This is a genomic window from Porticoccus sp. GXU_MW_L64, assembly GCF_052983295.1.
Window position 1 is genome coordinate 26192 of the sequence record NZ_JBRKJK010000009.1, and the last position, 13076, is coordinate 39267.

Annotated in this window: 10 protein-coding genes; 3 read left to right on the forward strand and 7 right to left on the reverse strand. The window is 54.8% G+C overall.

Translation table 11 applies throughout. The features are described 5' to 3' along the window. Positions 1–23 precede the first annotated feature (23 nt). From ACVBEJ_RS08775 to ACVBEJ_RS08785, 3 genes are all read right to left on the reverse strand, one after another. The gene (locus ACVBEJ_RS08775) at positions 24–338 is read right to left on the reverse strand and encodes an HvfA family oxazolone/thioamide-modified RiPP metallophore (RefSeq protein ID WP_447129251.1); all 315 of its coding nucleotides are present in this window, start codon (positions 336–338) and stop codon (positions 24–26) included. A 145-nt stretch (positions 339–483) separates the two neighbouring features. Beyond that, the gene (hrpA, locus tag ACVBEJ_RS08780; protein ID WP_447129252.1) at positions 484–4455 is read right to left on the reverse strand and encodes an ATP-dependent RNA helicase HrpA; all 3972 of its coding nucleotides are present in this window, start codon (positions 4453–4455) and stop codon (positions 484–486) included. 207 nt (positions 4456–4662) lie between these two features. After that, the gene (locus ACVBEJ_RS08785; RefSeq protein WP_447129253.1) at positions 4663–6327 is read right to left on the reverse strand and encodes an AMP-binding protein; all 1665 of its coding nucleotides are present in this window, start codon (positions 6325–6327) and stop codon (positions 4663–4665) included. An 80-nt stretch (positions 6328–6407) separates the two neighbouring features. On the opposite strand from ACVBEJ_RS08785, the gene ACVBEJ_RS08790 reads away from it, so the two are divergent. After that, complete coding sequence (locus ACVBEJ_RS08790) at positions 6408–8081, forward strand: formate--tetrahydrofolate ligase (protein WP_447129254.1); 1674 nt, start codon at positions 6408–6410, stop codon at positions 8079–8081. A 71-nt stretch (positions 8082–8152) separates the two neighbouring features. Beyond that, positions 8153–8680: an RDD family protein gene (locus ACVBEJ_RS08795; RefSeq protein WP_447129255.1), complete on the forward strand. Its 528-nt coding sequence runs from the start codon at positions 8153–8155 to the stop codon at positions 8678–8680. Between the two features lie 114 nt (positions 8681–8794). Here the strand turns inward: ACVBEJ_RS08795 and ACVBEJ_RS08800 are convergent, their stop codons facing one another. The 3 genes from ACVBEJ_RS08800 to ACVBEJ_RS08810 all read right to left on the reverse strand — a co-directional run bounded on the left by ACVBEJ_RS08800 (position 8795) and on the right by ACVBEJ_RS08810 (position 11448). Beyond that, complete coding sequence (locus tag ACVBEJ_RS08800; RefSeq protein WP_447129256.1) at positions 8795–9571, reverse strand: class II glutamine amidotransferase; 777 nt, start codon at positions 9569–9571, stop codon at positions 8795–8797. 133 nt (positions 9572–9704) lie between these two features. Then, positions 9705–10190, reverse strand: coding sequence for a DUF2489 domain-containing protein (locus tag ACVBEJ_RS08805; RefSeq protein WP_447129257.1), 486 nt, complete (start codon positions 10188–10190; stop codon positions 9705–9707). Between the two features lies 1 nt (position 10191). Further along, on the reverse strand, positions 10192–11448 hold the full coding sequence (locus tag ACVBEJ_RS08810; protein WP_447129258.1) for a DNA recombination protein RmuC: 1257 nt from the start codon (positions 11446–11448) through the stop codon (positions 10192–10194). 39 nt (positions 11449–11487) lie between these two features. Here ACVBEJ_RS08810 and murI point away from each other — a divergent pair, with 39 nt between their 5' ends. After that, positions 11488–12285, forward strand: a complete 798-nt coding sequence (murI, locus tag ACVBEJ_RS08815; protein WP_447129259.1) for a glutamate racemase — start codon at positions 11488–11490, stop codon at positions 12283–12285. Here murI and ACVBEJ_RS08820 read toward each other — a convergent pair. After that, positions 12272–12907: an NUDIX hydrolase gene (locus tag ACVBEJ_RS08820; RefSeq protein ID WP_447129260.1), complete on the reverse strand. Its 636-nt coding sequence runs from the start codon at positions 12905–12907 to the stop codon at positions 12272–12274. The genes murI and ACVBEJ_RS08820 overlap by 14 nt on opposite strands. Between the last annotated feature and the right edge of the window lie 169 nt (positions 12908–13076).

The window sequence follows — 13076 nt, forward strand, 5'->3', positions numbered from 1 at the left end:
TGCCTACAGCAAATAACAGGTGATTAGCTCGCGCCACACTTGCCTTCGCCGCACTTGCCTTCTTCACCTTTGTCTTCACCACATTTGCCTTCACCGCATTTACCTTCGCCGCACTTGCCTTCTTCGCCTTTATCTTCGCCGCACTTGCCTTCGCCGCATTTGCCTTCACCGCACTTGCCTTCTTCACCCTTGTCACCGGTCAGGGTGTTGTTGTAGCCAGAAGTCAGTTCGCTGGCCTCGAAGGGGTTATCAGCCATTGCTGCCGGTGCAATAGCAACAGAAGCCAGAAACGCTGCGCCAACTGCAGCCGCCAGAGGTTTAATGGTTTGCTTAGCCATGATGGATCTCTCCTAATCGTTATCTCAAGATATAGTTATGCAGCAAAGCCATCTCCGGCATTGCTGGGCTTTATGACCTAAGGGTCGAGAGTTAGTTTCCACTATTTTTGCGATATTGCAAAATTTTTACACCGCGAGTGTGAACTCAAGCAAATGACGCTGCCACTTGTTGCCACTGAGCCACAAGGCGTTTCTCTGAAACCGGCAGCGCGGTGCGCAGCTGTTGGGCAAACAGCGAAACCCGGTATTCCTGCAGCATGTGGCGGTATTGGGCCACTTCGGTTTGCTGTTGTTCCGTCCACTCCTGACGCTGGGAAGGCAATTCGTCCAGCTTGTGCAGCAAGCCCTGCAGCTGCAAGGTGTACTGGCGGTCTTTGGCGGCGTTGCTGGCGATTTTTCCCAACCGCTGCTGCAGTGCCTTGATGTAGCGAGGGTACTGCTGCAACCGTTGTTCGCCCTGATGTTGCAAAAAGCCATCAGCAAACAGCTCATCCAGTTGGCACTGAATATCCTCTACCGCGTGAAACGCCGCCAAGCCGGATTTTTTAAGCAATTTGCGGACGACTCCCAACGGTTCCAGCAGCGACAACAGCAACCCTTCCAGCTGATTGGCCCGGGTCACAATCTGACCGCCGCCCCGGGTCAGCAGTTCATCAAACTGCTGGCCATTGCGGGGGGTTGACTGGCCCTCAAACAATGCCTGCCAGTAAGCAGCGGCAACCACATCAAGGGCTAACTCCTGGCGCTTGGGCAGCCCTGCCGCCATCAGTTTCAAATCCGCCCCTTTGAACAAATTTTTGTGGAGGTATTTGGCCGTTTGCGTCTGTTGCAGCAAGGCCAGGCGCAACAGGCCACCCTGTGTACGGTTGCGTGCTTGTTGCGGATGGTCCAGCAGTTTCAGGGCAACACTGTCGCCCTCGTCCACCAACGCTGGCCAGGCGCGCACGGTCAGAGCGCCACGGGTGTGGTTGTAGATCTCGGGCAACTCACCAAAATCCCAACAGCGCAGGCCCGTGCGTTCAAAACTCGGGGCAGCGGTTTGCTGAAGGGTACTTTGCACTTCACTGCGATACTCCGTTTGCAGCTGTTGCAAGTCCCTGGCCATGGCCAGCGATTCTCCGCTGTCGTCCAACAGCCGGAAGTTCATGCGATAGTAGGCATCCAGAGTCTCGGGCTGCCAACCAGCACCGTCCAGGTCAACCCCGTAGTGGCGTTTTAGCTGTTCGGCCAGGGCCTCTGTCAAGGGGCGATTGTCTGATTTCAAATCCCGCAGGGCTTTATCCACCGCATCCGGCACTGGCACAAACTGGCGGCGCTGGGGTTTGGGCAGGGATTTCACCAGGGCGATGCACTTGTCTCGCAAAATGCCCGGCACCATCCATTCAAAGCGATATTTGGGGACCTGATGCAAAACCGCCAGGGGAATATCCACAGTCACGCCGTCTCTGGGATGGCCCGGCTCAAAATGGTAGTGCAATGGGTAGGCCATACCCTGCCATTCAATACAATTGGGAAATTGCGCTTCAGAGCTGTCACTTACTGCCCGTTGCATCAGTAGCTCGCGCTCCATGCACAGCAGGCGCGGCTGATCTTGCTCTGCCGATTTGCGCCACTGCTCAAAAGCCACCAGGTTGGTAATGTCGTCAGGCACACGTTGGTCAAAGAAGTCGTAGATCACCTGTTCTTCGGCAACAATGTCCCGCCGCCGGGTGCGCGCCTCCAGTTGTTCCAGGTCGTCCAGCAGTTGTTGGTTATGCTTGAAAAACCGCCCTTTGCCGCGGCGGTTTTTGCTGTAGCCGCCTTCCACCAGACAACCCTGAATAAATATCTGGCGGGATACCGTTGGGTCAATACTGCCGTAGCGACAGCGCTTGCGTTCCACAATGGTCAGGCCGTAGAGGGTTTGTTTTTCAAACGCCATTACCTCGCCACGGCGACTGTCGTAGTGGGGTTCGGAGTAGCTTTTGTTCACCAGGTGCGCGGCCAGCTGCGGCAACCATTGATTATCGATAGCCGCCACGGTGTGTGCGTAGAGTTTGCTGGTTTCCAGCAATTCGGCGCACATCAGCCACTTGGGTATTTTTTTCCCTCCCCTGGAAAACACGCCAGAACCGGGAAAGATCATAAATTTACGGTTGCGGGTACCCAGGTATTCGCGCCCTTCCTGCAGACGAGCCACCTGCCCCAGCAATCCGTGTAACAAAGCGCGATGAATAGCGTCCTGATTGTAGAGCTGTGGCGCCAACGGGTCGTCACTGGGCTCATTTTTCAAACCGGCACTGCGGTAAGGCAGTTTTAATTCCCGCACCACCTGGTGTAACTGATGATGCAAATCGCGCCACTCGCGCATGCGCAGGTAGGAAACAAAGTTGGCCTTGCAGTATTTGCTGAACTGGTTGCCGGATAAATCCTGGCGTTGCTGCTCCATGTGGTCCCATAGATTCAGCAGGCTGATAAAATCGGAACCTTTGTCCCGCCAACGGGCGTGGGCCTGGTCCGCCTGTTGCTGTTTGTCCGCAGGGCGTTCTCTGGGGTCTTGAATACTCAAACCCGAGGCAATGATCAGCAATTCCCGCAAACAGTCGCTTTGACTGGCTGCCAGCAACATACGCCCCATACGGGGGTCGACGGGCAGGCGGCACAGCTGCTTGCCGACCGCAGTTAAATGCTCTTTATGGTCAATGGCGCCCAGCTCTTTGAGCAGGCTAAAGCCATCGTTAATAAGGCGCTGATCCGGGGCATCGACAAAATCAAAATTGCGAATATCGCCAATGCGCAAGTGCAACATTTGCAGAATTACCGCCGCCAGATTAGTGCGCACAATTTCCGGGTCGGTAAATTCCGAACGACTCAGAAAATCTTCTTCGTCGTACAGGCGAACACAAACCCCGTCACTCAAACGCCCACAGCGCCCCTTGCGCTGGTTGGCACTGGCCTGGGAAATGGCCTCAATGGGCAGGCGCTGTACTTTGGTGCGGTAGCTGTAACGGCTGATACGAGCAGTACCGGGGTCGATCACATAGCGAATACCGGGCACGGTGACCGAGGTTTCAGCCACATTGGTAGCCAACACAACACGTATGCCCCGGCGATTACCCGCCTGAAACACTTTGTTCTGCTCCGCCAGACTGAGGCGCGCATACAGCGGCAGCACGTCCAGTTGCGGTAACAGCCGCTGGGTGACCGCCCGGCGCAGGCTTAGTGCCAGCTCGCGAATATCTCGCTCGCCGCTGAGAAATACCAGTACATCACCCCGTTGAGGCAGTTCCAACAATTCCTGCAGTGCTGCGATAACCTGCTCACCCAACTCGTTATCGTCTTCTTGCGGCGGGCGATAGAGAACCTCTACCGGGTAGGTGCGGCCTGAAACTTCAATAATTGGCGCGTTATGAAAGTGTTGTGAAAAGCGCTCCACGTCGATAGTGGCGGAGGTGATTATTATTTTCAGATCCGGGCGCTTGGGCAGTATCTGCTTCAAATAACCCAGCAAAAAATCGATATTGAGGCTGCGTTCGTGAGCCTCGTCAATAATGATGGTGTCGTAACGATTGAGGTAGCGATCGTGCTGAATTTCCGCCAGCAAAATACCGTCGGTCATCAGTTTGATAAAGGTGTTGTCGCTGCTGTGGTCGTTAAAACGCACCTGGTAGCCGACTTTGTCACCCAGCGGGGTTTGCAGTTCTTCGGCAATACGGCTGGCCACCGTGCGAGCGGCTATACGGCGCGGCTGGGTGTGGCCGATTAGCCCACGGGTACCACGCCCTGTGCCCAGATTTAAGTCCAGGCAAATTTTTGGCAACTGGGTGGTTTTACCCGAGCCGGTTTCGCCAGCCACAATCACTACCTGATGTTCACCAATAGCGTCGGCAATTTCTTCCCGCCGGGCAGATACTGGCAGGTCAGGGTATTCAATAGCCGGAATCTGTTCCGCCCTGGCAGCCACCTGTTGTTGTGACTTTTCCGCCAGTTCGAGTAAGCGCTGTAGCTCCTTATCCACCGGCTGCTTGCGCTTGAGCCGTTGCCGCACTCGCCCCAAGCCCGCCAGCAGACGGCCACGGTCAGATGACAGGCAACTGTCTAACTGCTGATAGAGGTTGTTGATGATGGAATCAGACATTACTTGGGGCGGAGTTAAAGCCGGGGACTTTAGCACGGAAATTCAGTTTGGGTGGCAAGAAGCGCCGGGATACTACCCAAACTTGGAAAGCAGGTATTGGGTGGTACCTGATGTGACCGCCGCCAGCAAGGATGCTGGCGACGAGCTTACATGGACGTACTTGCTGCGTGTCACAGCAGGTACCACCCAATACCTGCCTGGCACAGGCTAATCCCGCAATTTCGCCCTCAAAACTTTCCCCACATTCGACTTGGGCAAATCCTCGCAGAACTCAAACTGCTGGGGCACTTTGTAGCCTGTCAGCTGCTCCCGGCACCAGACCTTAAGTTTTTCAGCGGTCAGTTGCGGGTCGGTGATTACCGCAAATACTTTGATGGCTTCGCCACTGTTCGGATCGGGAATACCAATGGCGGCGCTTTCCTGAACGTCCGGGTGGCTGTTGAGCACGTTTTCGATCTCGTTGGGGTAGACATTAAAGCCTGAGACAATAATCATATCCTTCATGCGATCGAGAATACGCAGTAAACCACTGTCATCCACGCTGGCAATATCGCCGGTGCGCAGCCAGCCGTCATCGTCGATGCAATTGGCAGTTTCCCGGGGACTGTTCCAGTATCCCCTCATAACCTGGGGGCCGCGCACCCACAGCTCGCCGCCCTCATTGAGCGGTTGGTCTTGCCCCTCATTGACAATGCGTATTTCCGTTCCCGGTACCGCCACACCAATACTGCCGATCACCTCTTGACCGGGAATATTCACCGACACCACCGGTGATGTCTCTGTCAGGCCATAACCTTCTGTGATGGTACAACCGGTCGCCTGCTGCCATTGTTCAGCCACCACATCGGTCAGCGCCATACCACCGGAAACAGTCAGCTTTAATGCCGAGCAATCCACTTTGAGGAAATCCTTGTGACGCATCAGCCCCGCAAACAGGGTGTTGAGCCCATAGAAAATAGTAAAGGGGGTTTTGCGCAGCACCTTGATCATAGAAGGCAGGTTGCGCGGGTCTGGGATCAAGTGCACATGGCCGCGAAGATAGATCATCAACAACATGCTGCTCATAAAGGCAAAAATATGGTACAGCGGCAGTGGCGCAATAATCACTTCTTTACCCACTCGCACACCGCCTTCCTTCAACATTCCCAGTGTCTGGATGATATTGGCCAGCATATTGCGGTGGGTCAGCTCTGCACCCTTGGCAACGCCCGTGGTGCCGCCGGTGTACTGCAGCAAGGCCAGGGTTTGCGGTTGAATATCCACTCTTGTGCGCGATTTCCTGCCCCCCAAAACCAGGGCTTTTCGCAGAGCCACTTCGTTGTTCTGTCGCGCCACCTTGCGACCTTTGCCCAACAGTTTGATGACCGGACTCATCAAGCCACGCTTGACCGATGGCAGCATATCCACGGCGGAGGTGGATATAATCAAATCCACACCGGTGTTGTGCAGTGCCTCCAGAGAGTTGTGCAGCAGACTGTCCAGCACCACCAGAGCACGGGCGCCGGAATCCGCCAGCTGTTTTTCCAGCTCTCTGGGGGTGTACAGCGGGTTGGTATTGACCAACACCATTCCCGCCTTGAGAGCGCCAAACACCACCACTGGATACTGCAACAGGTTGGGCAGCTGGATCGCTACACGATCACCGGGCCTGAGCGCTGTGTGGTGTTGCAGGTAACTGGCAAAGTTATCAGAGAGTTTATCCAGATTGCGATAGCTGAGAGTACCACCCAGAGCACTAAAAGCCGGCGCCTTTGGTGACGCCTTAGCGCTCTGACTCAATACATCTACAATGTTGGTGGGAATGCGCTCCGGCAAGTTATGCGCAATACCAAAGTGTTCACGCGCAGCGTGTATGGCATCTTGAACAGACATGGCTGAATTCTGGTTATTTTTTGCTACCATAACTTTTACGACAACCTGCAACCACAAAAATTTCACTACGGAACCCAACAATGGCCAATACCGATATCGACATAGCCCGCAAAGCCAGCATGCAACCCATTATGGACATTGGCACCAAACTGGGCATTCCCTCCGAAAGCCTGGTGCCTTACGGCCACACAAAAGCCAAAATTGGCCTGGAGTACATCAACTCACTGAAAGAGCACCCGGATGGCAAACTGATTCTGGTCACCGCCATCAGCCCCACTCCCGCCGGCGAGGGCAAAACCACCACCACCATCGGCCTTGGTGACGCCCTCAATCGCATCGGCAAAAATGCCAGCATCTGCATTCGCGAGCCGAGCCTCGGCCCCTGCTTCGGCATGAAGGGCGGTGCCGCTGGCGGGGGCTACTCGCAGGTGGTGCCCATGGAAGACATCAACCTGCACTTTACCGGCGACATGCACGCCATTGGCGCGGCCCACAACCTGCTGTCGGCGCTGATCGACAACTACGTACACTGGGGCAACGACCTGCGCCTGGACTTGCGCCGCATCAACTGGCGGCGAGTGGTGGATATGAACGACCGCCAGCTGCGCCATGTGATGACCGGCATAGGCGGCCCCGGCAACGGCTTCCCCATGGAGGGCGGTTTTGATATCACCGTGGCGTCGGAGATTATGGCCATCTTCTGCCTGGCCAATGACCTTGAAGACCTGCAACAACGGCTGGGCAAAATTGTAGTGGGCTACACCCGCGACAAACAAGCCATCACCGCCACACACATGTCTGCACCGGGCGCCATGACCGCCCTGCTAAAAGACGCCCTGCAACCCAACCTGGTGCAAACCCTGGAAAACAACCCGGCGTTTATTCACGGCGGGCCATTTGCCAATATCGCCCACGGCTGCAACAGCGTTATCGCCACCAAAACCGCTTTAAAGCTGTCTGATTATGTAGTCACCGAAGCGGGCTTTGGCGCCGACCTGGGGGCGGAAAAATTCTTCGACATCAAATGCCGCAAGGCCGGTTTAAAACCGGATGCTGCGGTGATTGTCGCCACCGTTCGCGCCCTGAAAATGCACGGCGGCGTAGCCAAAGACAAGCTGGACAGCGAAAACATCGAGGCGGTGCAAAAAGGCCTGAAAAACCTGGGCCGCCACATTCGCAACGTGGGGCAATTTGGCGTACCGGTAGCGGTGTGCATCAACCACTTTACCAACGATACCGACGCCGAAGTCGCCGCCGTCAAAGAATACGTGGAACAACGGGGCGCCCAGGCCTACGTTTGCACCCACTGGGCCAATGGCGGTGCCGGTGCCGAAGAACTGGCCAACGCGGTTGTCGCCATGACCGATAGCGACCAATCCCAATTCCGCACCCTGTACGATGACGACATGCCCCTGTGGGAAAAAACCCGCCATATCGCCCGCTCCATCTACGGAGCCGACGACATTACCGCTGATAAAAAAATTCGCGACCAGTTCAAGCAGTATCAGGAAGCAGGCTACGGCCACTTCCCCATCTGCATGGCAAAAACCCAGTACAGTTTTTCCACCGACCCCAAGCTGATGGGCGCCCCCAGCAATCACGTAGTGCCTATACGGGAACTGGCCCTGTCTGCCGGGGCAGAATTTCTGGTAGCGATTTGCGGCGATATTATGCGCATGCCCGGCCTGCCCAGGGTACCGGCGGCGAATAATATTTTTGTCAATGAAAGCGGGGAAATTGAAGGGCTTTTTTAAGGTACAGTTAACAGACAACAGGACGCGCTGCGCGCTTACAGGAACAATATTAAAAACAGGAAAACCTGATTATGGAAGAAAAAGAAAACGTTTACCAAACGCCGGAAGCGGATCTTATTGACAGTGGCAATTCTGCCAGTGATGAAAGAGAGCTGGCATCGCGATGGCTTCGCCTTGGGGCTAACATACTGGATTCACTTATCGTTGGAATACCGTTTTTTGTTTTGATGTACGTAACCGGGTTTTGGAGCTCCATGCTCGACAACCCGGAAAACTACACAACACAGATCGGCCTATTCCTGGCCGGAACAGCCATGTGGCTGGCATTTAACGGGGCACTACTGAAAAACCACGGACAAACCATTGGCAAACGAGTAGTGGATATTCAGATCGTTGAGATGGACAGCGACAAAGTGCCAACCCTGATGAACACCGCAGGCATCCGGTACATTCTTATACAAGTCATCGCATGGATTCCACTCATTGGAAGTCTTTTCGCATTGGTGGATATATTATTTATCTTCAGAAAAGACAAACGCTGTATCCATGATCTAATGGCAAAAACCAAAGTCGTGAAATACCAACCACCCTGCACCTGACAATCCTGTCATCCTGAGCGCAGCGAAGGATCTCACAACTTCCCGGCATTGAGATTCTTCGCTGCGCTCAGAATGACAGGCACCCTCCATCTGTCTTCTGCCATCTGTCCCCTGTCATCTGATACGCCGAAACACCTCGCCTTTCTTGAACGCAATAAACTCCCCCGGCACCATTTTGTTCCATTCTTCATTAGCCGTCAGTGGCTCTGTGGCTATAACGGTGCCTGCCGTTACCGGAGTGTTTTTGAGTTTAAAGTCCACCGTTACGTCGGCGTCTTTCAGGGTGGCTTCGGCGAAGGGCGGGCGCCGGGTGTACCAGCACAGTTTGGTGGAGCAATAGGCATAAGTGTAACGGGAGTCACTGAATATCAGATTGCACACCCCCTGCTCTCGCAGCAGATCACACCATTCCTTGAGTTTGGTGTGCAGGCGATTGGGGCGTTTGGGGATTTCCGGGAATTCCTCGTCAATCATTTTCATCAGCCAACAAAAAGCGTGTTCAGAATCGGTAGTACCCACGGGGGTAAAACGTCCCAGGGGCCATTTTTTCACGCTTTTAAACTGGCCATTGTGGGCGAATACCCAGTTGCGCCCCCAGAGTTCGCGAACAAACGGATGGGTATTGGCCAGGCTTACCTTGCCTGCATTGGCCTGGCGAATATGGCCAATTACATTGCAACTGCGAATGGGATAGGAGCACACAAAATCAGCAATTTTTGAACAGTGACTGGGCTCCGGATCAAGAAAAGAGCGCACCCCCAGGTTGTCGTAAAACGCAATGCCCCAGCCGTCCCGGTGGGGCCCGGCATCGCCGCCACGCTTCATCAGCTCGGTAAAGCTGAAGCAAATATCGGTGGGCTGGTCCGTAGACATCCCCAATAATTCACACATAAGTCTTACCTTATTTTAATGCACCACGTCATTGCGAGGAGCCGCAGGCGACGTGGCAATCTCCTGAAATCAAGTGCAAAAGTCACGAGATTGCCGCGGCCTTCGGCCTCGCAATGACGACAGCGAACACCAGTCAGGGTTGGTAGTAATCAACTGCTTTTTTGTTCGCCGCATTCACACCGTCTTTTTGAATGGTTGCGCAAATATCCAGTACAAAATCGCCGTACTTTTTCTCCACCGCGTCCATCTCTTTCATGTGTGTCATTTGCTCGCGAAATTTGAGTTTTTTCCACTCATCGAGAATGGGAATATGTTCCAGTTCCGCCGCTGCCCGGTGCAAACTTTGGAAGCGTTCCTGGGCCGCTACCGGGCCCAGCTGGTGAAGCAATGTGCTGAGACGAATCACACACTCACTGATAGTCATTTGCCTTTCAAGCATGGCGGCGGCAATCACTTCAATGCTGTTGCGAATCTTGCCGCTGCGCTCTTGCACCATCTGCTCAACTTCACTGCGCCACAGGGCACGCTGGTTGTTGCGCTGGCGCAGTTTTACAATCAAATAAATAGCATATCCACTCAGAGCAGCGACAATCGCACCGGCAACAAATATCCACCCCACCCTATCTGTCCTCTGTCATCTGCTCTCTGTCTTCTGAACCGCTGTCTTCTGACAGCTCCAGTGCTTCTTTGGCAATTTGTTTTTTCGCCTTGGCACCCAATACTTTGATATCTTCGACCCGTTTTACCAGATTGCCACGGCCACTGTGCAGGCGTTTGCTGGCGGTATCCCAGGCCTGCTGACTGCGTTCCAGATGCTTGCCCACGTCATTAAACGCTTCCATCAACAATACAAACTGGTCGTACAGCCCGCCCGCTTGACTGGCAATTTTTTCCGCATTGCGGTTCTGGTCTTCAAAGCGCCAGATATTGTGGATAGTGCGCAAGGTGGCCAGCAAGGTGCTGGGGCTTACCAGGATAATGCCTTTGTCGTAGGCGTCGCGAAACAATGTGTGGTCGTTTTCCAGAGCCACCATAAAGGCCGCTTCAATGGGCACAAAAATCAGCACAAAATCCAGAGTGCGAATGGCGTCCAGCTGCTCGTAGCCCTTGCGCGACAAGCCGGTGATATGGGTGCGCAGGGAGTTGATATGGGCTTTCAAGTGCTGCTGGCGCGTGTTGTCGTCACCGGCGCTGCAATAGCGTTCATAGTCGGTGAGCGACACCTTGGAATCAATCACAATGTCGCGTTCGTCCGGCAGGCGCACAATCACATCGGGCATTTTGCGTTTGCCGTCTGCATCGGTAAAGGATTCCTGAGTCTGGTATTCACGCCCCTGACGCAAGCCGGACTCCTCCAACAACCGCTCCAGCACCACCTCGCCCCAGTTGCCCTGCACTTTGCTGTCGCCCTTAAGGGCGTTGGTGAGATTTTCTGCGCCCTGACTGATCTGCTGGGCCTGCTTCTGCAGCTCGCTGATTTGCCCCACCAGGCGGTTGCGCTCGGCACTCTCCTTGTCGTACACATCCTCCACTTTCTTGCGAAAACTTTTCAGCTCCTCGCGCACCGGTGCCAGTGTCGTATCCAGCGCCTGCTTGCTGTCCCGGGAAAACTTCGCCTGTTTTGCATCAAAGATTTTATTGGCGAGGTTTTCAAACTCCCGACCCATGTTCTCCCGCGCGTCTCTGAGTTCCTCCAGGCGTTCTTCGTAGCGAGTGGTATTTGCCTGCAAACGCTCCTGAAGCGCAGCAATTTCCACCGCCGCCATCTGCTCCGCCTGGCCAGCCTTGTGCCGGGCTGTTAAATAACCCACCAGAACACCCACGGTCAGCCCCAGCAGGGATATAATCAGCCAATCAATTTCTATGGATTCCATCATGTGGGCATTCTACCAGTCTCACCAAGGCAACGGATACCGATGAGCACACCCAAAATTCTGGTATTCGACTCCGGTGTCGGCGGGCTCAGCATTCTCGCCGAACTGCGCCGTACCCTGCCCCAGTGTCAGCTGGTATTCGCCTGCGACAACGCCGCCTTTCCCTACGGCACCAAAGACGAACAAACCCTCAGCGAACGGGTAGACCGGGTGCTCCAGGTCCTGATTCAACGAGTTGACCCGGATATTGTGGTGGTGGCCTGCAACAGCGCCAGTACATTGGTACTGCCGCGTATTCGCTCACACTTCAAAAAGCCCGTGGTGGGCGTGGTACCCGCCATCAAACCGGCAGCGGAACTGAGCCAGAGCAAATGCATCGGCCTGCTGGCCACACCGGGCACGGTAAAACGCCCGTACACTCAACAGCTCATTGACGACTTTGCCAGCCACTGCCAAGTCATTTCTGTGGGGTCATCAGAACTGGTGACATTGGCCGAAGAAAAATTGCGAGGTACAGCCATCTCCGCACCGCCACTGCAGGAAATACTGAAACCGTTTTTAAGCGCACCGAAACTGGATACCGTGGTCCTGGCCTGCACCCATTTCCCCCTGTTGCGAGAAGAATTAAGTGCGGCAGCAGGCAAATCAATACACTGGATAGACTCTGGCGAAGCCATAGCAAGGCGAGTGTGCTCCCTGCTGCCGGAGTTACATAAAAATCTGCCCCAACAACCGGAGAGTCTGGCACTGTTTACTGCTCCACAACCGCAGGAATTAGTTGCAGGTTTGCGCCAATTTGGTTGCGTAAACTCTACCGTGCTTGAAATTAAACCGTCTTGATGGGGTACTCCGTAATCCCAAAACCCACCTCCACCGGCACATGGGCCACGCCTTTGCCATCGCGAAACGACAACTCCGGTTTCACCGCCTCTACCACCCGCCCGGCGGCATCTGCCAACACATCCGTCACCGTATCAAACTCCATCAAACGGCGGGCATTCATCATGGTTGGGAACATCACCAACAGCTCGCCGCTGTCCGCCCCGGCCACCAGATCGGCGGGATAAAACCAGCGCAACTCCACCAACTCACCGCCATCCGCCTGAGGTATTTGCTCCGCTGGCATGCGCACCGCAAAAAACCGCGTATCAAAACGCATGGCCATCTGATCCGGGGCAACCCAGCGAGAGAAATACACCAGAGAATCCACTGGCGTAACCTCTATCGCCACCTCCTCCTGGGTTTCACGCACCGCATTCAAACGGAATGACAACAATTCGTCACCACCTGCCTGCTGGCGATCACAGTCCTCCAACGCTCCGCCGGGAAACACCCAAAAATCCCCAGCCATACGCAGCCTGGGATTGCGGCGCGCCATAAGCACCTGCATGCCGTTATCCGTATCCCGCAACAAAATCAGGCTGGCGGATGGGACGGCGGGTACGGGTTCACAATCGCTCAACCCAAAACCTCCGGAAGAATTTATTGAGCAGTGGTGGTGGGTACCTTTTGAAACCGTACGCCGCAGGGAAGCGGCGTCCGAGCGTACATGGACGTATTTACCGTGTGTTTCAAAAGGTACCCATCACCGCTGCGGGATCGCGGCAAACAGCTTTGCTCGCATTCATACA

Coding starts and splice junctions, on each gene's coding strand:
- ACVBEJ_RS08775 (WP_447129251.1), bottom strand. CDS start 338: ATGGCTAAGCAAACCATTAAACCTCTGGCGGCTGCAGTTGGCGCAGCG.
- hrpA (WP_447129252.1), bottom strand. CDS start 4,455: ATGTCTGATTCCATCATCAACAACCTCTATCAGCAGTTAGACAGTTGC.
- ACVBEJ_RS08785 (WP_447129253.1), bottom strand. CDS start 6,327: ATGTCTGTTCAAGATGCCATACACGCTGCGCGTGAACACTTTGGTATT.
- ACVBEJ_RS08790 (WP_447129254.1), top strand. CDS start 6,408: ATGGCCAATACCGATATCGACATAGCCCGCAAAGCCAGCATGCAACCC.
- ACVBEJ_RS08795 (WP_447129255.1), top strand. CDS start 8,153: ATGGAAGAAAAAGAAAACGTTTACCAAACGCCGGAAGCGGATCTTATT.
- ACVBEJ_RS08800 (WP_447129256.1), bottom strand. CDS start 9,571: ATGTGTGAATTATTGGGGATGTCTACGGACCAGCCCACCGATATTTGC.
- ACVBEJ_RS08810 (WP_447129258.1), bottom strand. CDS start 11,448: ATGATGGAATCCATAGAAATTGATTGGCTGATTATATCCCTGCTGGGG.
- murI (WP_447129259.1), top strand. CDS start 11,488: ATGAGCACACCCAAAATTCTGGTATTCGACTCCGGTGTCGGCGGGCTC.